Annotated in this window: 19 protein-coding genes and 3 tRNA genes; 17 read left to right on the plus strand and 5 right to left on the minus strand. The window is 56.1% G+C overall.

Annotated features, from left to right (window positions below; all coding sequences use genetic code 11):
* Positions 1-244: 244 nt before the first annotated feature.
* Positions 245-961, plus strand: coding sequence for a CehA/McbA family metallohydrolase (locus M1617_07995; GenBank protein ID MCL5888210.1), 717 nt, complete (start codon positions 245-247; stop codon positions 959-961).
* On the opposite strand, the gene M1617_08000 is transcribed toward M1617_07995, so the two are convergent.
* Both M1617_08000 and M1617_08005 read right to left on the minus strand, forming a co-directional pair.
* Positions 958-2,223 carry a ferrochelatase gene (locus M1617_08000; GenBank protein MCL5888211.1) on the minus strand — a complete coding sequence of 422 codons (1,266 nt, stop codon included), beginning with the start codon at positions 2,221-2,223 and terminating at the stop codon, positions 958-960. The two genes, M1617_07995 and M1617_08000, sit on opposite strands and share 4 nt — an antisense overlap.
* 43 nt (positions 2,224-2,266) lie before the next feature.
* The gene (locus M1617_08005; protein ID MCL5888212.1) at positions 2,267-2,566 is read right to left on the minus strand and encodes a metal-sensitive transcriptional regulator; all 300 of its coding nucleotides are present in this window, start codon (positions 2,564-2,566) and stop codon (positions 2,267-2,269) included.
* A gap of 88 nt (positions 2,567-2,654) precedes the next feature.
* Here M1617_08005 and M1617_08010 point away from each other — a divergent pair, with 88 nt between their 5' ends.
* The 14 genes from M1617_08010 (at position 2,655) to M1617_08075 (ending at position 18,722) form a co-directional block, all read left to right on the plus strand.
* A complete protein-coding gene (locus M1617_08010) occupies positions 2,655-3,599 on the plus strand; it encodes a cation diffusion facilitator family transporter (GenBank protein ID MCL5888213.1) in 945 nt (314 codons plus the stop codon).
* Positions 3,583-4,569, plus strand: a complete 987-nt coding sequence (locus tag M1617_08015; protein MCL5888214.1) for an EamA family transporter — start codon at positions 3,583-3,585, stop codon at positions 4,567-4,569. Before M1617_08010 ends, M1617_08015 begins: the two co-directional genes overlap by 17 nt.
* A gap of 161 nt (positions 4,570-4,730) precedes the next feature.
* Positions 4,731-6,056 carry an RNA polymerase factor sigma-54 gene (gene rpoN / locus M1617_08020; GenBank protein MCL5888215.1) on the plus strand — a complete coding sequence of 442 codons (1,326 nt, stop codon included), beginning with the start codon at positions 4,731-4,733 and terminating at the stop codon, positions 6,054-6,056.
* A complete protein-coding gene (locus M1617_08025) occupies positions 6,035-7,600 on the plus strand; it encodes an ATP-binding protein (protein MCL5888216.1) in 1,566 nt (521 codons plus the stop codon). Before rpoN ends, M1617_08025 begins: the two co-directional genes overlap by 22 nt.
* Positions 7,575-8,924, plus strand: coding sequence for a sigma-54 dependent transcriptional regulator (locus M1617_08030; GenBank protein MCL5888217.1), 1,350 nt, complete (start codon positions 7,575-7,577; stop codon positions 8,922-8,924). The genes M1617_08025 and M1617_08030 overlap by 26 nt, the downstream gene beginning before the upstream one ends.
* Before the next feature lie 312 nt (positions 8,925-9,236).
* Positions 9,237-9,449 carry a cation transporter gene (locus M1617_08035; GenBank protein ID MCL5888218.1) on the plus strand — a complete coding sequence of 71 codons (213 nt, stop codon included), beginning with the start codon at positions 9,237-9,239 and terminating at the stop codon, positions 9,447-9,449.
* Positions 9,449-10,156 carry a cytochrome c biogenesis protein CcdA gene (locus M1617_08040; GenBank protein MCL5888219.1) on the plus strand — a complete coding sequence of 236 codons (708 nt, stop codon included), beginning with the start codon at positions 9,449-9,451 and terminating at the stop codon, positions 10,154-10,156. Before M1617_08035 ends, M1617_08040 begins: the two co-directional genes overlap by 1 nt.
* A 91-nt stretch (positions 10,157-10,247) precedes the next feature.
* Positions 10,248-13,448 carry a SpoIIE family protein phosphatase gene (locus M1617_08045; GenBank protein ID MCL5888220.1) on the plus strand — a complete coding sequence of 1,067 codons (3,201 nt, stop codon included), beginning with the start codon at positions 10,248-10,250 and terminating at the stop codon, positions 13,446-13,448.
* Between the two features lie 8 nt (positions 13,449-13,456).
* Positions 13,457-14,281 (plus strand): anti-sigma factor antagonist, encoded by an 825-nt coding sequence (locus tag M1617_08050; GenBank protein MCL5888221.1) that lies wholly within the window; start codon positions 13,457-13,459, stop codon positions 14,279-14,281.
* Between the two features lie 94 nt (positions 14,282-14,375).
* Entirely contained in the window at positions 14,376-14,945 is a 570-nt protein-coding gene (locus M1617_08055; GenBank protein MCL5888222.1) for a nitroreductase, read from the plus strand.
* Positions 14,945-15,646 carry an HAD-IA family hydrolase gene (locus M1617_08060; protein ID MCL5888223.1) on the plus strand — a complete coding sequence of 234 codons (702 nt, stop codon included), beginning with the start codon at positions 14,945-14,947 and terminating at the stop codon, positions 15,644-15,646. The genes M1617_08055 and M1617_08060 overlap by 1 nt, the downstream gene beginning before the upstream one ends.
* Positions 15,647-15,758: 112 nt before the next feature.
* A complete protein-coding gene (locus tag M1617_08065) occupies positions 15,759-17,249 on the plus strand; it encodes a menaquinone biosynthesis decarboxylase (GenBank protein MCL5888224.1) in 1,491 nt (496 codons plus the stop codon).
* On the plus strand, positions 17,246-18,112 hold the full coding sequence (ubiA, locus tag M1617_08070) for a putative 4-hydroxybenzoate polyprenyltransferase (GenBank protein MCL5888225.1): 867 nt from the start codon (positions 17,246-17,248) through the stop codon (positions 18,110-18,112). The genes M1617_08065 and ubiA overlap by 4 nt, the downstream gene beginning before the upstream one ends.
* Positions 18,113-18,122: 10 nt before the next feature.
* Complete coding sequence (locus M1617_08075; GenBank protein MCL5888226.1) at positions 18,123-18,722, plus strand: UbiX family flavin prenyltransferase; 600 nt, start codon at positions 18,123-18,125, stop codon at positions 18,720-18,722.
* On the opposite strand, the gene M1617_08080 is transcribed toward M1617_08075, so the two are convergent.
* Positions 18,692-19,942 carry a glycosyltransferase family 4 protein gene (locus tag M1617_08080; protein MCL5888227.1) on the minus strand — a complete coding sequence of 417 codons (1,251 nt, stop codon included), beginning with the start codon at positions 19,940-19,942 and terminating at the stop codon, positions 18,692-18,694. The genes M1617_08075 and M1617_08080 overlap by 31 nt on opposite strands.
* Before the next feature lie 189 nt (positions 19,943-20,131).
* On the opposite strand from M1617_08080, the gene M1617_08085 reads away from it, so the two are divergent.
* Entirely contained in the window at positions 20,132-20,287 is a 156-nt protein-coding gene (locus tag M1617_08085; protein ID MCL5888228.1) for a hypothetical protein, read from the plus strand.
* A gap of 88 nt (positions 20,288-20,375) precedes the next feature.
* Here M1617_08085 and M1617_08090 read toward each other — a convergent pair.
* Positions 20,376-20,449: transfer RNA gene (locus M1617_08090), tRNA-Cys, on the minus strand.
* Between the two features lie 65 nt (positions 20,450-20,514).
* A tRNA-Gly gene (locus M1617_08095) sits at positions 20,515-20,590 on the minus strand.
* A gap of 207 nt (positions 20,591-20,797) precedes the next feature.
* Here M1617_08095 and M1617_08100 point away from each other — a divergent pair.
* Positions 20,798-20,872, plus strand: a tRNA-Val gene (locus M1617_08100).
* Positions 20,873-20,886: the final 14 nt, after the last annotated feature.

A 20,886-nucleotide genomic window follows, 5' to 3' on the forward strand; every position in this document is an offset into this window, starting at 1 on the left:
GTTCGGATTGGCACTGACGCAAGCTTACAAGGCAGTGCTCTGAGTGCCGTTCGTCGGAAAGTCCTCACGGGACAGCTGCATTCCCTCGATAGAGATTAGTGAGCCCAAACAACAGTGGTCGGGGAGATTTCTAATCGCAATCGCTCTCCAATGGGTGTAGAATGTCGGCTGGGCATGCCATTTGCGTATCGGTGCAAGAGCAGGGTCATACCTAGCGACCGAACGACGAGAGGTAGATGAGTTTGTGACAGAACAGTGGGGCAAGGCGGATCTTCACATCCATTCGAATCACAGCGATGGCCTGGCTAAGATTCCTGAGATCATGGAGTACGTCCAGAATCAAACCGACCTGGACGTCATCGCCATAACTGATCACAACACCATCGAGGGCGCTTTGTTCGCCAAGTCCCTCGAAGAGCTCTACGACTTCCAGGTCATCGTGGGCGAGGAAATATCCTCGGCATCGGGGCACATCATCGGTTTGTACCTTACCGAGCACGTTCAGCCTGGCCTAAGCGTCATTGATACCATTGCCGAGATCAACGATCAGGGCGGAATTGCAATAATCCCGCATCCGTTCTCCCAGCGCGGCATCTTCGGACCCTTGGGGCAAAGCGCCTTCCTGAACGCAGCGAATGAGTTCGCATTCCAGGCACTCGAGGTGTGCAACTCCATCCCGCATCTGGGCTGGGCCAACCGCATGGCAGCAAAGGTCTTCAACGGCGGACAGGGAATAGCCGCCACTGGTGGCTCTGATGCACACGTGCTTTGTGGGATAGGAACCGGCTACACGCGATTCAGGGGAACCTCGGCCGAGGAGCTCAAGAGCAGCATTGAGGCGCTAGAGACAACGGCGGAGAGTGCTCCTGGTGGTATCGGCGTAGCCCTGCAGTACACAAAGAGCATCCGGAAGATTCGTCAGCAACAGGCCTGGAATTGGGATAGGTGCCACGCTCGTTAGTGGTCGCCATTGGCTGATGCTGTCACTCGGACTAGCTTGGTGTGCGCATCCACTATCGTCTCAGCTATGATTTTGGGCACCTCAGGTTCAGTACCCCAGCTGTTGAGCACATGTACCGCCGAGGTATCGGCAACCCTTGCCCTTCGGATGGCAAGCTGGATATCGATTCTTGCAGAGAGCGTGTCGAAGGGCATGCAAACCGGCGCCACAAGAATGTTCTCGCAACCGTAAGCGGCTAGATGCCTGACCGTTTCAGTCAGATCTGGGTCGCGCCACTCCAGCGAGCAGACTCGGACGAACTCAGAGGCAAGTCCAGCCTCCGTGAGAAGGAGTCGAATCCTGCTGCAGAAGGTCGCCTCCTGGATGTCGAAGATCTCGTGGGTTCGACGGTGATGCTCTGGCTGTCCGCTCATGAGGAGGGCCACCCCAAGCCCATCCTGCGTCGGCATGCGCGACAATATCCGGTCTGCGATGACGGATGCCAGCCGGTCAACGCCGAAAAGCGACGGGGTGTAGGCGACTTGCACTCCCTCTGATGGGAGGTCCATCTGATCGATTTGTGACTTCGCTTGGTCGATTGAGTAGGACTCGCCAACCGACAAGCCTGAGACTACGAATCTGCTGACTCCTTCCTTCGCTAGTCCGGCAATCACTTTGTCCGGTGACTGGGTGCGGGTACAGGTGGCCATGACCACGGTGTCGATCTCCGACTCACGCCGAAGGATGGCTTCTACATTCTCGACCAGCGCCTTAGCCTGGGCATATCCGGGGCTCTCGCCTCCCAGGGTACGGTACCTGGCCTTGTGAGTAGCGTAGAGCAGTGGTGTTACAAGAAGTCCAATCCGCGATGACACCAATGAGCCCCACCTCTCTAGCTCCTCATGAACCACTTCGGGCTCATACTCCACTGCATCAACTGCGGCTATGAGGAGTGCCGCCGTCCGAGGATCCGCTGAACTCGCAGGCCAAACAGGTACTCTGGTGGCCTGGAAGCTCCTGGTTCCGATGGTCGTTAGGATCGCAGACCCGAGTCCATAGCCGCCGATGAAAGCCGCCACCCCTATCATTGCGGTGACGACAAGAACCTCAGTCCTCGGCGGATATGCAGCAAGCTGGAAGATGCCCCATCCGGCTAGTACCGCGCCGAGGACCCAAAGTGACACCATCAGGGGCTCGGCCGCCTTCTTCAGCACCATGAAGCCGACCATAGCGAGTCCGGACAGCAGCCCACCGAAGAGAACCATCGCAAGCCAGCCGATCATGCGTCCTCAACATCGCTTCGACTCGTGATGGGGTCAGGTGAGATCATTTCATGCATGCCGAATACTTCAGGAACATGGCGATGGCGTCGTCCACCAACTCATCGGGTTTGCGATTCTCATCATCCAACAGACAGCGCTTCATCGCATGTCCGATTACATGAAGCCCGACTTGATTGATTGCTGACTTTACCGCCATGACCTGGGTGAGTACCTCATCGCAGTTCTTGTCGGAGCTGATCATATTCTGCAAGCCTCTGACCTGCCCCTCAAGTCGCTTCAAGCGATTCATGATCTTTTGGATGTCCTCGGCGTCAGGACCAGACGTGGTAGAGGCGTGTGGCATAGGTGGCTCCGTTCACAGCAAAGGTTTATGATGTGTGGTCGGCATTATTTTATACCCCCAGGGGGTATCATACAATCTAGGAACGCTGATGGGGTACACTCGAGAAGAAGAAGCTGCACTTGGTCACTCGCGGGCGGACAGCATCCGAAAAGTCCTGTTGACTGTCCTTGCCTTCAACCTATGTGTGGCAATCGCCAAGCTGGCGTGGGGCTACCTGTCTGGTAGTCTCGCGATGGTGGCGGATGGCTGGCACTCCATGTTCGATGGGGTATCCAACGTGGTCGGTCTGGTTGGGATTGCCGTGGCCTCTCGTCCCGCCGACCGTAACCACCCCTATGGGCACAGCAAGTACGAGACCTGGGCCTCTGTTGCTATCGGTGCGATGCTCGCTTTGGCCGCTTGGCACATTGCGACAAGTGCAATTGAGCGCATCTGGACCGGGGGCGAGCCTCCGGAAGTGAGCAAAATATCGTTCGCAATCATGCTCATCACTCTGACGATCAACATCCTGGTGACTCTTTATGAGCGACGGGCAGCTGTTAGGTTGAGCAGCGATCTATTGCAAGCCGATTCGAGTCACACTGCGAGCGATGTTTACGTAAGTATCGGCGTCATCTGCGGCCTGATCGCCGTTGCCCTCGGGTTTCCGCTAGCAGACCCCCTGATTGCTTTAGTGGTTGCAGCCATCATTGCAAAGACCGCTTTTGCAATCGTCAGGCAGGCCACCGACACCCTCTCGGACGTAGCACGTATCGACGAGACCGAGATCGCCGCGATAGTCGCTTCGGTCGAAGGAGTACTCGGGTCGCATCACATTAGGACGCGGGGCGTCGCTTCGGCAATCCATGTGGATCTACATGTCCAGGTCGATGCAGATATGACGGTGGCAGTCGGACACGCTGTAGCCGAGGATGTAGAGCGGAAGATATCGGCTGCTTTCTCAAATGTCGCTGATGTCATCGTCCATCTTGAGCCTATGGATGAGTATCAGCGGGCAAAGTCGTTAGAGGAGTTGCGTGAAGGTGGCAGATGACCCATCGCGCATGAAGCGGCGCGGATACCTATTTGCAATCCTTGCCGCACTACTGTGGGCGAGTGGCGGACTGATGGCCAAGTGGTTGATGACGCCATACGGCTCGGAAACTGCGATGTGGCTTGTTCCGCCGACCGGAGGAGAGATCGATCCTGTGGTGCTCGCCGGCTCGCGAGCAATCGTGGCTGCCGGGATCCTTGCCCCCATCCTGTTGATCCTCAAACCTTCGCTGATGAAAGTCCGCCTTCGTGACCTGTGGTTTCTTGCGGCCTTTGGAATCATCGGGCTTGCAGGAGTTCACTTCACATACTTCAAGGCAATCGACCAGACCAACGTTTCCACCGCCATCCTTCTCCAGTACTTGTCGCCGGTCATCGTATTGGTACTCTCCGTTGCGCTGCTGGGGGAAAGGTTTCGGTGGTCGCTTCCGGTTGGCGTCGCCTTTTCTATCCTCGGTTGTGCTTTGGTCGTGGGTGCCTTCGCTGCCGGAGGGCTGAAGGTGAGCGACTCTGGTCTGTTCTGGGGGCTGACCTCGGCCGTATTCTTTGCGACCTACTCTCTGATGGGAAGATATGCTGTCAGTCGATTCAACCCCTGGACGCTGATGGCCTATGGATTGATCTTCGCATCGATATTCTGGATCGTATATCTTGGAGGAATCTCCGGGGTCGTTAGCGTTGTTGCCAGTGAGAGAGGGTCAATCTCGGTGGGGTACCTTGCGATCTTCGCAACTATTATCCCATTCGCGGCATTTCTGAGCGCCCTTCATTACATCGAAGCTACCAAGGCCATCGTCACTTCGACGCTGGAGCCTGTCATCGCCGGGATGGCCGCCTACTTCTTGTTCGTCGAAACCCTCACTCCCTCACAGCTTGTGGGTGCTGCAATGGTGATCATCGCCATCATGGTTATTCAGAGCGGTCCTCCTGCCGTAGCCTCGCAACACTCTGAGATACCGCCGGCTACCTAGCTTCGCTCGGGGGCAATAATGTGGTATGCTATTTGCTGTGGGCGGCTCCTTCCTGCTGCTCTTAGCGCCGAGCATTCCAAGGGCTGACCGTGGAACTTACTCAAAAACCTGAACTCAAACAGCGAATCACCCTCTCGCCACAGGTGTACCAAGGGCTGAGCATGCTTGCCATGCCGGCCGTGGAACTTCAAAACCTGATATCTGCCGAACTCGTGGAGAATCCCACCCTAGAAGTCGAAGAGCCCGAATCACCCTTCGATGACCGGGATTCAGACACGGAGGCCCCTCCTACAGAAGAGGACCGCGCCTGGGAGGAGTGGCTAGACTCCTACGAGGAGATCGACTCGACTGAGGTACCTCGCTTGCGCGACCCCGATGCGGAAATTGCAAGTATCGAGACGTATGTTGGATCGACCGAGACCTTCTCCGAGTACCTTCTCGGGCAGCTAGGCCTCATGACCCTTGAAGACGAGGTGCGGCGCGCTTGCGAAGTGGTTGTCGGCCTACTCGATTCGGATGGTTACTTCACTGGTGATTCTGATGAAGTCGCCGCCATCGCAGGAGTGGATGAGCCGATCGCTAGGCAGGCCATCGCCCATGTTCAGCAGTTGGATCCTCCCGGCGTGGGGGCGTCCAGTCTGATTGAAGCTCTTCAGGCTCAAGTCAGATTTTTGCAGCTGGATGACCCTGTGCTTGATGCGATCATCGCTCATCATTTGGAGGACGTCGCCTTTCGAAGGTTTCGCAAGATCAGTCGAGCGCTCCGGGTAACCGAGGATCAGGTCCGCGATCGCGTCCAAGCTTTGAAGAAACTCAATCCAAGGCCCGCTGGCGAGTTTTCTCCGGGACCGAGCCCCGGCTTCGTTGTTCCGGATGTGGTCGTTCGTCGCTTTGACGATCAGTGGCTTGTGTTGTCGAACAACGAGTCGGTGCCTTCTCTCAGGGTCTCGTCCCGCTATCGCAGTCTGCTCCGTGCTGGATCTAGCGCGGATGAGGAGACCAGGCGATACCTGAAGGACAAGATTCGATCGGCGGAAACCTTCATACGCAATCTTGACCGCAGAAAGAGCACAGTAGGACGGATCGCTGAGGTTGTCGTCGAGGTCCAAAACGATTTCTTTGAGAACGGCAAGGGGCCCCTAAAGCCCCTCAAGCTCGAAGATGTGGCGCTCGAGCTCGGAGTGCATCTTTCGACTGTTAGCAGGGGAGCAACAGGCAAGTACATGATGACTCCGTACGGCCTTTTCGAGATCAAATACTTCTTTTCCGGGGGATACCGAACGAACACGGGAATGGACGTGGCCTCGACATCAATCAAGCAGCGGATCCGTCAGATCATCGCCGATGAGGACCGCGCTAGACCGTACTCTGACCAGAAACTTGTCGAGTTGCTCGGTTCAGAGGGCATCACTGTTGCCCGAAGGACCGTCGCGAAGTACCGAGAAGAGCTGAGGATCGATCCATCGTGGGCTCGGAAGAACCAGTGAGCAACGCTACGCCTAGAGAGCAGGGCTCCCCAAATGACGGCCGTGCTCATGGCGTGCCGGGCCGAGCAGCCTTCATCATCGCAGGGATGTTTGTGTTCTTGTCGGCATCCTTGCTCTACACCGCCAAGATGGAGGTTACCGAGTGGCCCTATCTTGTGTTCCAGCACCTCTACTACGCACCGATACTCTACGCGGCTTTCATCTTCGGAAGACGTGGTGGCCTTATCGCAGCCGCCGTCGCATCGATTCCCCATACAGTGCATTCGTATATCTTGTCGCCGACCACTTCGGGCATTGACCCGAATCATACGATCGAAGTGCTGATGTACTTCGTGATCGGCGGGTTTTTTGGTGCGCTGCGGGACGTGCAGGACCAGCGCACACGCGATCTCCAGCAGCTTGGAGTCCGTCTGGAGGATGCTTACGCCAAGCTCGAGGAGCGCGCAATACAATTGATCAACGTGCAGGATTACACACAATCGATCCTTCGTTCGATAACCTCCGGGGTGGTCACCGTTGGCCCCGATGGCTCAATCACGACAATCAACCCGGCTGCCGAGCGCATGCTGGGAATCACAGAAGATGACACGGTGCCCAAACCGCTAAGCTCAGTCTTCGAGGATGACGGCGGCTTGACCGACGATGTCGGGAAGGTGCTCGCTGGCAGGATTCCCCTTGTGCTGAACGAGGCGGAACTCGTGACAAGGTCGGGCCGAACGGTCCACGTTCAGGCGGTGACATCTAGGATGCGGGCTGTCGGTGGACGAATTTTAGGCGCTGTCGTCACGATGGAGGACGTGTCGGAGATTACCGCACTGACCGAACAGCTGATCAAGGCAGATCGGCTTGCAGCGATGGGTCAGCTAACCGCGGGGGTTGCACACGAGATTCGTAATCCGCTTGGGATCATCAGGGCCTCAGTGCAGCTTCTCGAGGATCGCAAGGGTGACATCGATCAGACGCAAGAGATCGGTCATGTGATCAAGCAGGAGATAGACCGTTTGGATCGAGTGATCAAGGCACTACTAGATTTTGGGAGACCCAATCGACCGACGTTCGTTTCAGTCGACATAGAGGATGTTCTTCGGAATGTGGTCCTCTTCACTTCGCGGTTCGCGCGCGAGGCCGAAGTCCGCATAGCCGAAGACTTCCAAGGCGACATGCCCAAAGTGCTCGCTGATCCCGACCAGCTCAAACAAGTCTTCCTGAATCTGGTCACGAACTCCGTCCAGGCTATGGAGGGCCGTGGCGGGACCATCGAGATTAGAACCCTCCATGCGAATGAATTCATACACATCTTCATCACCGACACGGGGCCGGGGATCCCGCCCTCGGAAGTGGGCAGGATATTCGATCCGTTCTATTCGACTCGCGACGAGGGGACGGGACTTGGATTGACGATAGTTCATAGAATCATCGACCAGCATAATGGCCATATCGATGTAGTGAGTTCGCCCGGCGCTACGACATTCCGGGTTAGGATTCCTATCGCAGTCGAAGAGGAGCATGGGAGGAAAGATGAAGCGAACAGTACTGATCGCTGATGACGAGAAGAACATGAGGTGGGTTCTGAGCGAGGCCCTTTCTAAAGAGGGCTTCGAGGTCGTCGAGGCCACTGACGGTAAGGAAGCGCTCTCGATGGTCGCAGAGAACCCTCCGGATGTGATGATCCTCGACTATAAGATGCCTGCGCCCGATGGCATGGAGGTGTTGCGTCGGCTGAGGGCCAAGGACCACAGCTTCCCCGTGATCATGCTGACAGCACACGGCAACGTGACACAGGCTGTCGAAGCAATCAAAACCGGTGCCACCGAGTATCTCACCAAGCCCTTCGATCTCGATGAACTCAAGCTGGCCATCGACAAGTCGCTCAGGATGAGCGGCCTCGTTGCCGAGGTGCAACGTCTGCGTACAGAGTTGGATCGCGAGTACAGTATCGAGGGGATCATCGCTGCTGAGCCCAAGATGATGGAAGTCTTGGATCAAGTCCATCGAGTTGCCCCGACGAGCGCGACGGTCATGGTCTACGGCGAGTCCGGGACAGGCAAGGAGCTCATAGCGCGGGCGGTGCACGCACTCTCGGACAGGGCGTCGCGCCCATTCGTCTCGGTCAGTGCCGGAGCTCTCCCTGAGACCCTGCTCGAGAGCGAACTATTCGGCTACGAGAAAGGTGCCTTCACTGGCGCAGTCGCTGCGAAGCCAGGACGCTTCGAGATGGCCAATGGGGGAACGCTGTTCCTTGACGAGATCGGCGACATCTCCCCAGCCGTGCAGGTCAGACTGCTTCGCGTACTCCAGGAACGACAGTTCGAACGTCTCGGCGGTACACGAACTATTGAAGTCGATGTCCGCGTCATCGCAGCCACCAACAGAGACCTTCAGCAGCTGATTGCGGACGGTATCTTCCGAGAGGACCTGTTCTACCGACTATCTGTTGTACCCGTGCACCTTCCACCCTTGCGCGCTCGCATGGGGGATATTCCGATGCTCGTCGCTCACTTTCTAGAGAAGTTCAAGGCCGGCGACAAAGTCCTGTCGCAGGAGGCGATGGAAGCACTGGTCTCCTACCAATGGCCGGGAAACATCCGGGAGCTGGAGAACACTATTGAGCGGATTGTCATCCTCTCACAAGGCACCGAGATCGGTGTCGCTGATCTACCCGCCGAGGTCAGGGCCGGAGGAGTCATCCAGTGTCCTAAGTCCGGCTTCGTCCTTCCCGACGACGGACTGGACTTGGCTGAAGTCGAGTTCGATCTCATCTCACAGGCGCTCGAGCGATCGGGCAGCAATACTTCGAAGGCCGCAAAGCTCCTAGGTCTGCCCAGAAAGGCACTCGAGACCCGGATGAGCAAGCTCGGATTGGATTAGTGGGCTAGCTCGCCGCGTTGGCATAACACTTGCGCCATATACGACGTGGCAATCGAGCAGAAGGCTTCTATCATGGGCAACAACATCTTTGCTGGACTAGCAGGAGCATTCCGGAGAATGGTGCGAGTGGATGCCGATTCCAGGTCTGCGGAGTGCCCCAGCTGCGGACAAGGAATCTTCAGTGAGTGGAGATTGTGCCCACACTGCGGCTGCCTGACGAAGAAAGAGGAGAGTAATCCGCTGTCGCATGCGACAATTGACGACCTCGCTGGCGAGGCTCGGCGCTGCTCTCGGAGTCGATAGGGAGAACTTGTGGACAAGACGTTCCAAGCAACAGGAATGCACTGTCGTTCCTGCACGATGCTGGTAGACATGATGGTCAGGGATGTAGCCGACGTACAAGATGTCTGCTCAGACCATGTAACCGGGCAGATTGTTGTCACCGTTCCCTGCGAGCGTGACGGACAGACCGAAGAGATCGTCGCGGCCATAGAGCGGGCGGGATTCGAAGTTGAGCCGAATTGATGAGTGATCCGGTCGGGTATGTTGCCGCTTTCGTCGCAGGGCTGTTCTCGTTCGCTTCGCCATGCGTTCTTCCGTTGATCCCAGGATACGTCTCATTCATCACGGGGTACTCACTTAGCGAGCTCTCTCGCGGCGCCAAGCTATCGAGGATCCTTCTGTCGAGCCTGCTTTTCGTCGCAGGGTTCACTATTGTCTTCATGGCTCTTGGTGCCACTGCCTCGGTCATCGGCTCGGCCCTGCTGGCCTATCGCGATGTCTTGCGCTACATCGGCGGGGCCATGATCATCCTGCTAGGAATCCTCCTTCTGGGAGTGGTGAAGGTGCCCTGGCTGTACGGCGAAGCACGCGCCGACATGGGCAAGGCGCGGGTATTCGGCTCGGCCACCGCACTGGTGACGGGCATGGCTTTCGCATTTGGTTGGACGCCTTGCGTGGGACCGATTCTCGGATCGATTCTCGCTCTAGCAGGCACCACCGGAAGCGTCGGTCAAGGCGCCTCCCTGCTGTTCGTCTACTCACTTGGCTTGGGAGTGCCATTCGTGGCAATCTCGCTATTGCTGGGGAAGGTGGGCTCCTCTGTCAGTTGGTTGAGTCGACACGGCGCTACCATCAACAGGGTATCCGGGATACTCCTTATCGCGGTCGGACTACTCATGGTCTCGGGTCGGCTTGGTTCAGTCACCGGCTGGCTGACGGCTCTGTTGTGATCTCGGAGATCGCGTACGCTTCTTGGTGGTAGCTCATCTGTACTAAGTGTACGATGTTACAGACCTACCAAGTTGTGATTGGGGCTTCGGGATGACCCGAAAGAAGAGGAATGAGTCACTAGCATCCAATCTAGCGCTGCTACTCTTCATGGTGACATCGCTTTCCTTGGTTCTAGTCTCTGTCACCGCGATAGCCGGTGTGGTGGACTTAGCTACCCGACAGGCCAGCGCTCGTCAGATAGCATATCAACAGGCACTTATTGCAGAGATGCATGCAAGAATCGAAGCCGCCCAGGGAGTTGTTTCCCGCGTGTCCACGATTATCGAGGGCGGCGGTGTGGGGCAGGTCAACCGAGTGGCACTCGCCATGCAGTTCGATGCGGGAATCGAATTCGTGGATACGCTCATCGTTGCGGACATCGAAGGCCGTGTACTTAGCGCCCACCCCACCTTCAAGGCACCTAGGTCAGTTGCTGCGGCTCCTTACTTTCCCGAGACCGACCTTGAGGGAATCGGATTTCACTTCGATTCGGCCACAAACTCCCTTTGGATTTCCCGACTGGTCGACGTCGGTCCCGAGCAATTGGTGTTGATGGCGAGGGTTCGAACCGCATTCATCCAACGTCTCGTTGACGAGTTTTCCGCAGCCGAGGAGGGTAGAGTGGCGCTTCTGCTCGATCCCGAGACAGGAGCTTATGTCGCAGCACCACCAGCTTTCGATCTTTCTGCCGATGAACTTATGCTCGAGCCTGGTGACACACAGGGCACCGGATCAGTCAGTGGGATTTCATCCTCGTTAGGGCACCTGGTTGGCCACTATGCACTGGTGTCCGGCTACGATGGCATAGGGTGGACTGTGATAGTCATGGAGCCGCAAGGCGACATCTTGTATGAGACGTGGCAGGCACTTGCTCCGGCGACGATGATGCTTCTGCTGGCTGGCCTGGTATCGACCCTTGCCTCGTTTGTTTTCCTCCGAAGGCAGGTTTCCCCAATCAGGGCCCTTGAGGTAAGGGCTCGCCAAGCAGTTATCGGTGCACATGTGGCTTACATCGACTCGGACCGCAAGGACGAGCTCGGGAGCATGGCGGATGCCTTCGATGCCATGGCCGCCAGGGTCAATTCACTGAATCATCTTGGACAGCTCTTGGCATCATCCGCTAACCTCGATCAAGTCCTAGACGCCATCCTGACCGCACTGAGGGACATTGTTCGCAGCGAGAGTGTGGCTGTGTTCTTGTTGGATGACTCCAAGTCCCAAGTGGCAAAGGTCGTCAGTGTTGGCGTTGATCTGCCAGAGCCATCAACCATGATCGTCAGCGAGGCAGCATGGCTGACCAAAGTCATCGAGGCTGATCGACCTGTATCGTTCATACAGGGACACAATGCTCAGAGCGACGGTCAGGCAAGGGAGTCATCCGAATCAGAATTCCCAGCTGGCATGGCGGCACCCCTGAAGGTGGGTGCAGACATCATGGGTGTCGTGGTCGCATTCGAAACTGGCGAAAGGGAGTTCACAGATGCAGAGATTGAGATATTCAGAACGTTTACAGCCCATGCTTCGGTAGCGGTACATAACTCGCGTCTCTTCGAGAATGAGATCCAACTTCGGCAAGAAGCTGAGAGTCTTAGGGAGATTGCCGCCTTGCTTACAAGCCCCAGGGCATTCGATGAATCCTATCGCCGCGTCACCAATATCTTGGCCCAGATGTTCGACGCCGATGATGCACACTTCGTTATTGTTGATCGCGGAAAGTACGGGCTCCCTGTCGCCAATCAAGCGGAGATAAACGGTCGCTTGAATCAGGTATGGGAGAGCGCGAACCGATCCTCCAGCGAGCCACTCATAATCCTCGATCGTGGTCAGGATACTCAGCATGACGAGCTATTCGTTGAGATAGGAGCGGAGCGCATAGCATTTCTAGGGGTATTGCGGGGAGATGCCTTCGTTGCCTTCGTCGCCCTGAAGTATGACAGGTGGAGGGATCTCTCCGGTGCACGCGTCGCAGTACGCGCATCAGCCCTGTCCAGCCAGCTTTCTTTGGTCCTTGACAACGCCTACTATTTCGCCGAAGCCACCACTCATTCAGACAACCTTGAGACGATTTTCCGTATATCTCAAGTGGTAGGTTCTTCACTACAACCCAATGTCGTGCTGAATCGGGTACTAGATGTAGTCCAGAAGATTTTCGGTGCAGATGCGGTTGCACTACTCAAGCACGATGATTTCCGTCAATCGATAAGCACGGTCATGGCGCGAGGATCGGTTTCTGCTCAGCTTCTCCGGTACGAACGACGTGCCGACGAGGGATTATTGGGAGCGGTCTTCAGTAGAGGGCTTCCGATTAGAACAGGTTACCTCACTGAGTGCGAAGAAGAAGAGACCGCCTGGCTGGGCCTAGACCTCGAATCTCTTCTCGCCGCCCCCTTGATCGCTCGTGGACGAACGGTGGGTGTACTGGCGATCTTCTCGGCAAGAGTGGATGCTTTTAGTGAGGACGACATGGAGCTACTCTCGACCTTCGCATCCCAGGCGGCATTAGCAATTGATACAGCGAACATGTATGGCCGCGAACACCATGTAGCCACCGTTTTGAAGGCCAGTATCTTGCCGGATGTCTTGCCGGAATTCGAAGAAGTCGAAGCTGACAGCCTGTACCTTCCTGCCGGTAAAGATTCAGATATCGGTGGTGATTACTATGACTTGATGAAGGACCCTGAGGGCCGCATAGTGATCGTCATCGGCGATGTGTGTGGAAAGGGCGTCGAGGCCGCCACGAAGACCTCGATGATCAAATACTCCGCCAGAGCGCTGATTGCCGCAGGGCTCTCTCCGAGGGAGATTCTCGCGCATCTCAACAGACTGATGATCGAGCCGGGCATCCACTGTGACATCGTTACCCTTTGGATCGGGAGGCTTGATCCCAAGAGTGGGTTGCTAGAGTACGCGAATGGCGGTCATCCGCCTGCCCTGGTTTGGCGGGCGGCCGTGCGTAAATCCGAGCGTCTTTGTACGACGGGTCCACTACTTGGGGCCTTCCCGGATCCAGAGTACGAGGAGCTATCAACAAAACTCGATCCAGGGGACTCGGTGCTGCTCTATACCGACGGTGTGACCGAATCCAGGAATGGGAATAGATTCTTTGGAGAAGGCCGGGTTAGAAGGGCTCTTTCCAAAGGTGACACCCCATCCGCTGTTATTGTGGCACTTGAATCCTCCCTGAGAACGTTTACACGTGGCGAACTAAGAGATGATGCTGCGGCCGTAGTGGTCCGGCTGAGAGACGCTTGAGAGGATCGATGGGCCGACCAGACAGCCGGAAATCGGCGGACACGAAACCGAGCGAGCCCTTCTGGGTAGAGCGTTTCGATGACATCAGGGCGGCCACAGTCCGCATCACATGCGACATCGACATCTCCGTGGTTCCTCAGATGACCCAGTCGTTTGTCTCCCTTGTCGATACAGGGACATCGAATTTCGTTCTCGACCTATCAGAAGTTCAGTTCATTGATTCCTCGGCACTTGGGCTCCTTGTCTATTTGGACAGGATGCTGGCAGATCGGGAGGGGAGTGTAGTTCTCACAGGAGTGAATAAGAACGTCGGAAGAGTGCTCGATCTTTCGGGTATCTACAGCGGCGCGAAGACTCTCACCAAAGCAAATAACGCCGAAAGAGTCTTAGAGTCGCTGGAGCCAGTTTCAAGTGCGTCGGATCCGCTTTGGGAAGAGCGACTCGATATGCCGGCCAAAACCGAGGCGCTGCCTGAAATCCGCAGCCGGATAGGTGCGATACTCGAGCCTTTGGAGCTTGCTGAAGATGTCCTTTTCGATATCAAGGTAGCTAGTGGTGAAGCCCTCGCAAATGCTGTGCGACATGGCTCGGCGGAGAATCACGAGCGCATTGGAATTGCGATCAGGGTGTACGAGGACAGGGTCGTCATCGAAGTTACTGATGTTGGAGTCGGATTCGACGGCGCTGTTGAATTGAGTGATGACCTGTATTCGCCCGGGGGAAGGGGTATAATGTTTATGAATGCGCTGATGGATTCGGTGTCCTTCGCTCCCGGAGCCACCGGTGGAACCATGGTCACGCTTGAGAAACGGCGAACAATCAATGGAACTTGATCGAGTCGTTGCAATCCTAGGTGCCGATACTTCCAAAATGGGGTATTACTAGGCTTATAGACATTCAACTCTACTACCGTTGGGGGCAGGAAACATGAGCGCGATTGATCTGATGGCACGCAGGCATTCGATAAGGGCTTACAGCTCGGACCCGGTTCCGGTCGAGTTGATTGAGAAGCTGATGGAGGCGGCATCCTTTGCGCCATCGGCTTTCAACAATCAACCCTGGCGGTACTATATCGCGACCGGAGAGAGCAGACGCAAGCTCGGTGAGATCATGGTCCAGGGAACCCATTTCTTGGAGGACTACCTACACGTCATCGGCCATGAGATGAACGAGTGGGTTCTCAAGTGGTACAGCGAGCTCGGCCAGGCTCCGGTGGTCATTGCATGCACCTTGCCGGTGACAGACGATGAGCTCCAAACCCTGAACGGCTATCTGGCGGTCGGCTCCTCCATACAGAACATGCTTCTTGCCGCCACAGACCTAGGTCTCGGCTCTTGCTATCTTACCTTCTCCTACTGGGTCAGTGATGAGATTGCGAAGATGTTGGAAGTTCCCGAGGATCGCACAGTCGTTGCACTCATCGCACTGGGGTACCCCAAAGAGGATCCGGTAGCGCCCGCTAGGGAAATCGAATCGATTGCGATTTATCGCGATTGATGAACTGTAGCGCGGTCTGTTTCGATGTCGGAAATACACTTCTCCGTCCGTTCCCTGGAGTAGCTTCTGTGTGCCACGAGGTAATCACAAGCATGGGACACTCCTGTGAGCTGGACGACATCGAAGCCATGATGCCCTTGGTCGACGCGCACTACGAGGATGCCTACTCTCGTGATGACAGCTTCTGGGCCGATGAAGCCGCAACCGTGGAGATATGGACCGGAATGTACTCGATGCTAGGGCGCCGGCTCGGCCTAGGGTCCGAGTCGGACGTTTTTGCCAAGAAAGTCTTTGATGAGTTTGGCCTCGAGGGCAGATGGGAGCCTTTCGAAGATGTACTCCCCGCTCTTGATAGACTTGCATCCCGTGGCGTGAGAATGGCAGTGATCTCCAATTGGGATTCGAGACTCGAAGGACTACTCCAGACCATGGGACTAACACGCTACTTCGAGACGGTCATTTCTTCTGCAGTCGTGGGGCTTTGTAAGCCGGATCCCCGCATCTTCGAGCTAGCATGCGATAGACTTGGGGTTGCGTCGAAGGAAGTCGCTCACGTTGGAGATCATCATTATGCTGATGTGGTGGGAGCTTCTTCGGCCGGACTGCGCCCGGTGTTGATAGACCGCACTGGCACTCATCGTACGCAGTCTCGCATAACATCACTGGATTGTCTTGAGGCGCATTTGGGCGGATCGCCTTAGCGCCTGCAAGGGAGTAGGCTATATCCGGTCATCAGCAGATACCGGACGCCGAAAACCTTCGGCAACCAAGCCGTGATTTTGCATCTGTCACTAGGTGAAGGAGTGTAGCTCGATGGCGATAACTGATCTGCGTGAGTTCATTTCGTTGCTCGAGTCAAGGAATCACTTGAAGCGCATTACCGCGGATGTCGATCCTTACCTCGAGATTGGTGAAATAGCAGATAGAGTCAGCAAAAGTGGGGGCCCTGGACTACTGTTCGAGAACCCCGTGGATCGAAATAGCGGCACTCCCTACGACATGCCGGTGGCAATCAATCTTATGGGAAGCTATGAGCGAATGGCTTGGGCCTTGGGAGTCGATGCTCAGACCGGGTCATGGAGTGACCTCGATGCGAAGGCACGTGAGCTGATGGAGCTGATTCCCCTTGACATGCCTGGAGGTATGAAGGGAAAGCTCGATGCGGTCATGGGACTCAAGAGTCTTGCTACAGCCGGGGCTAAAGAAGTCAAGGCGAACAAGGCACCTGTCCAACAAGTGGTCATCCGGGGCGATGATGTCGACCTGAGGAGGCTCCCAGTACTCACGACTTGGCCTAACGATGGCGGGCCGTTCATCACGCTGCCGTTAGTGGTGACAAGCAATCTCAAGCACAGGATGAATCTAGGGATGTACCGCTTGCAGGTCTTCGACAAGAACACCACCGGACTTCACATTCACGAACACCATGATGGAGCAAAGAACCTCAAGGAGTGGGCTGATGCCGGACATTCGCGTGTACCTGTAGCAGCAGTCCTTGGCGGGGACCCAGTGACGATCTTCTCGGCGACCGCCCCTGTTCCCCCAATGATCGACGAATACCTGTTCTCCGGTATATTGCGCAAGGAGCCGGTCGAGGTAGTCAAGTGCGTCACCAACGATCTGCTTGTTCCCGCCCATGCTGAGATCGTTCTTGAGGGCTGGTGCGACCCAGCTGAAACTCGTTGGGAGGGCCCCTTTGGCGACCACACGGGGTACTATTCTCTCGCGGACTACTTCCCGGTCTTCCACGTCGAAGCGATTACGATGCGCAAGGACGCCATCTACCCGACCACAATCGTCGGTAAGCCCCCGATGGAGGACTGCTACATGGCCAAGGCCACTGAGCGGATATTCCTTCCGGTAATCCGCGCGATGCTGCCCGAGGTCATCGATTACGACCTGCCGCTGGAGGGCGTGTTTCATAACTGTGCGATCTTCAGGATCAAGAAGGAGTTTCCCGGCCAGGCGTTCCGAGTAATGAACTTTGCATGGTCCATGGGCCAGATGATGTTGACCAAGTATGTGATCGTCGTGGATGAGGACGTCGATTGCCATGATTACAGCGAGGTCGCCTGGCGATGCTTCAACAACGTGGACCCTGACAGGGATATCCTGATAAGCAAGGGTCCCCTGGATAAACTCGATCACGCCAGCAACTATGAGAGCTTCGGATTCAAGATGGGAATCGATGCGACGCGACCGTTGCCTGGCGAAGGCCATCTTCGCGAATGGCCGGAGTCCCTTAGGATGTCTCCCGAAGTGAAAGAGAGGGTCGACTCGATCTGGGATGACTTGGGCCTGTGAAATCAGCCCTGGCTAAAGCCCGGATCTTCCTTGAGTTGATCAAGTTCGAGCATTCCGTCTTCGCACTTCCGTACGCATATATAGGTGCGATATATGGTGCGGGTGCCTCTTGGCCTACTTTGGCACAGCTATTTTGGATAACCGTGGTGATGGTAAGTGCCAGAGCCTTTGCGTTTTTACTTAATCGCTTCGTTGACAGGCACATCGACGCTCGCAATCCTCGCACCGCCACCAGGGCCATTCCGGCTGGATCCATCGGCACAAGGGAAGTTGTGCTTTTCGGGATTGTCGCGCTGGTGTTGTACTTTCTTGGCATATGGCAACTCGATCCGCTGGCTAGGATGCTTTGGCCGATTCCGCTCATCGCCTTCATCGTCTATCCGTACACCAAGCGATTCACGCCGCTCTGCCACTATTGGTTGGGTATGTGCCTCGGGCTGGCCCCTGTGGGCGGATGGGTTGCAGTGGGTGGGGATATCGCTGACCCTGCGCCTTGGGTCATAGGAGCCGCCGTGATGCTCTGGACTGCAGGATTCGACATCATCTATGCCACGCAGGACGTCCAATGCGATCGCCGCGATGGTGTTCGCTCAATGCCAGCTGACCTCGGCATCGGACCCGCGCTGCTTCAGACTAGGATCGCACACGCTTCGACGGTCCTGCTTCTGGTTCTTGGCGGGATGCTGCTTGATGCGGGCGCTCCGTGGTATATCGGTGTTGCCGCTTCAGCTGCGCTACTCGCATACGAGAACAGTATCGTTACTGCCTCGGACCTCTCAAGAGTCGACGCAGCCTTCTTCACGGTCAACGGAGTGATTGCTATCCTTGTGGGCGTAGGAGCAATCGCGGACAGACTGCTTTGATTGGAGAATCATGTCACGCTATACAGTGGTGATCACGGGAGCTTCTGGCTCCGTTTATGGCCTGCGACTGATAGAGCAGCTTTTGATTCGCGATAACGAGGTTGCCGCTTGCTTCACCGATGCCGGACGCGATGTTTGCGCTTACGAGACGGGTTTCGATCTTCCAGAGAAAGAGGCAGCTAAGGCGATTTCGAGGTTTCTGGAGATTCCGGCCGAAGCGCATAAGCTGCGCTGCGTCTCTCCATCCGATCTGTTCGACCCGATAGCCAGTGGTTCCCATCGTGTCGACGGGATGGTGGTCTGTCCGGCTAGCATGGGTTTCGTATCCAAGGTCGCGAACGGCCTCTCAAGCGATCTGCCGTCAAGGGCGGCAGACGTCGCTCTAAAGGAGAGGACTCCTCTCATAGTGGTTCCGCGCGAGACCCCGCTTTCACTGGTTCACTTGAGGAATCTGACTGCTTTGGCCGAGGCGGGCGCGGTGGTGCTGCCCGCCATGCCGGGATTCTATCAGCGCCCTAGGACGCTGGATGATTCAGTCAACTTCGTGGTCGGAAAAGTACTTGACTCGCTAGGGATCGATCACGAACTCTTCTCTAGGTGGGGGGAGTAGGCGACGCTGCCTTCTCGGCGTTTGCCCGGCCTTTTGAGAACACTACGCAACGCCGAAAGGCTTGGGATCTTCCTTCGGGGGGTGTAGGCCGCGATAGTGGCCATGTAGTGATTCTCTAGGCGCTCCGCCTGACGTGCTATCGAGAAGGCCTCGACTGCTTCAGATGCGCTTTGCGCATACTGCCGAAGCATCGCTTCGTCCGCCAAGAGTGAATCGAAGGCAGCGGCAATGGACTCAGCGCGATGCGGGGTGATCAAGCCATTCACTTCATGGGTGACGAAGTCGCAAGTGGCTGGATCCCTGACCGCGATCACGGGTAACCCGGCTGCCATCGCTTCGGCAATCACCAAGCCCTGAGTCTCGGTGGTGGAGGCGAATGCGAATGCGTCTGCCAAGTGGTAGGCGGCAACCGAATCAGCCCCTTGCAGGTAGCCAGCGAAGGTAACCTGACTCTCTATCCCGAGCTCCCTCGACAGCGATTCCAGTTCACTGCGATACGGTCCGTCGCCGCATATGAGGAGACGGACCTTAGGCAGCCGAGTATGCCATAGTGCATGAAGAAGCAGTTCAACGTTCTTCTCCCGGCCCAATCGGCCCATGAACATCAGGATCTTTTCGTCGGCAGGAATGGCAAGTCTTTCCTTTATGGCAACCACTCTTGAAGGATCAGGATTTGCGTATCGGTCGATGTCGACCCCTGTCGAAATGACCTCAATCCTGCGCCGAACCCCCCAGTCATATAGGTAGCCCTCGACTTTGCTTGACGGCGCAATTATGGAGTCGCAGGCATCACAGAACTCCCGAGAGAGCACCTCTGCTAGTTTGCGGGTAAGCCTGGTCTCCCAGATGTAGTGAACATATTCCGGGTAGAGAGTGTGATAGGTGTGGACGTATGGAACGCGGTGACGTCGGGCAACATTGAGGCCAAAGAGTCCGATGCTGAACGGATCGTGAGAATGCACGATGTCGAAGTCGACCTCATCCAATACGCGCAGCGCATCCATCGATATTGGAAGCGCCACGCGCATCTCTTTCTGGAACATGAAAGGAATCGAGGGAAAGCGGACTGTAACCTCGCCATCCTCATGGTGGTCTGGGTCGGGCGCGAAGACGTAGACCTCGTGCCCACGTTGCTCGAGCGCCTCTTTGAACAGCCGAATGGAGTGGACCACGCCGTTGATCTGCGGAGTGTATGTATCAGTAAAGAACCCGATCTTCATGCGCCGAATAACTCCTCTACACTTCGGTAATCCAGTTGTTGAAAACGTGCAGCAAGCCGGTGCGTTCTGCCAAAGTGTAGCCGTGCTTGACGAATTGAGCAAAAGCGAGGATGATTCTGTTGGGTCTGTAGTCGCACGACAGTAATCGTAGTTGAATCGTAGCCATCGTCGTAGCAGGAGGTTGCAGAAATGACCCTAGCCCAAGCGCGTAAGCGCTATCCGCTCGTTCCCACGGAGATCATCCGATGGGCCCTCGAGAACATCCCAGATTTGACCGACGTTGAACGTGGATTGTATCGACTCGAGCAGGCGAAACGCTTGCAGATCAAGTATTCGGGCTCATAGTCGGATCACACAACCCAACTAACGTCTAGAGAATCCTCTCGCGCCGTTGGGTCGACCGCGTTCGAAACTCACCAAATGAGCGCTAGCATGGAGGCGACGCCCGGATTCGAACCGGGGATAAGGGCTTTGCAGGCCCCTGCCTTACCACTTGGCCACGTCGCCATCTCTTGCTGCCAGAACCACTCCAGAAAGCCCGTGCGGGCACCATGAGCGGAAGTGAGAATAAATGGAGCGGACGACGGGATTCGAACCCGCGACCCCAACCTTGGCAAGGTTGTGCTCTACCAACTGAGCCACGTCCGCACGCGAAGGGTAGTGTAGCAAGGGGCTATCATGCCGTGCAAGTCCGTCCTTCGGGAAACTCCATGCAGATATCCTTTCCTGCCGAGAAAGGATTGATTGGAGAGCCGTCTGGATAGAATTTCATGTTCCCTGTTGGCATTTTCAGCAAGATTGGTACAATGGCGTTCGTTCTAGTCGCTTTCTAGTAGCCTTCTAGTCGCACCGGACGGGCGCTTAGCTCAGGGGGAGAGCGCTTCCTTGACACGGAAGAGGTCAGAGGTTCAAATCCTCTAGCGCCCACCATCGCATCGGCTGAA

This window comes from Actinomycetota bacterium (assembly GCA_023488435.1).
Taxonomy (GTDB): domain Bacteria; phylum Actinomycetota; class Coriobacteriia; order Anaerosomatales; family UBA912; genus UBA912.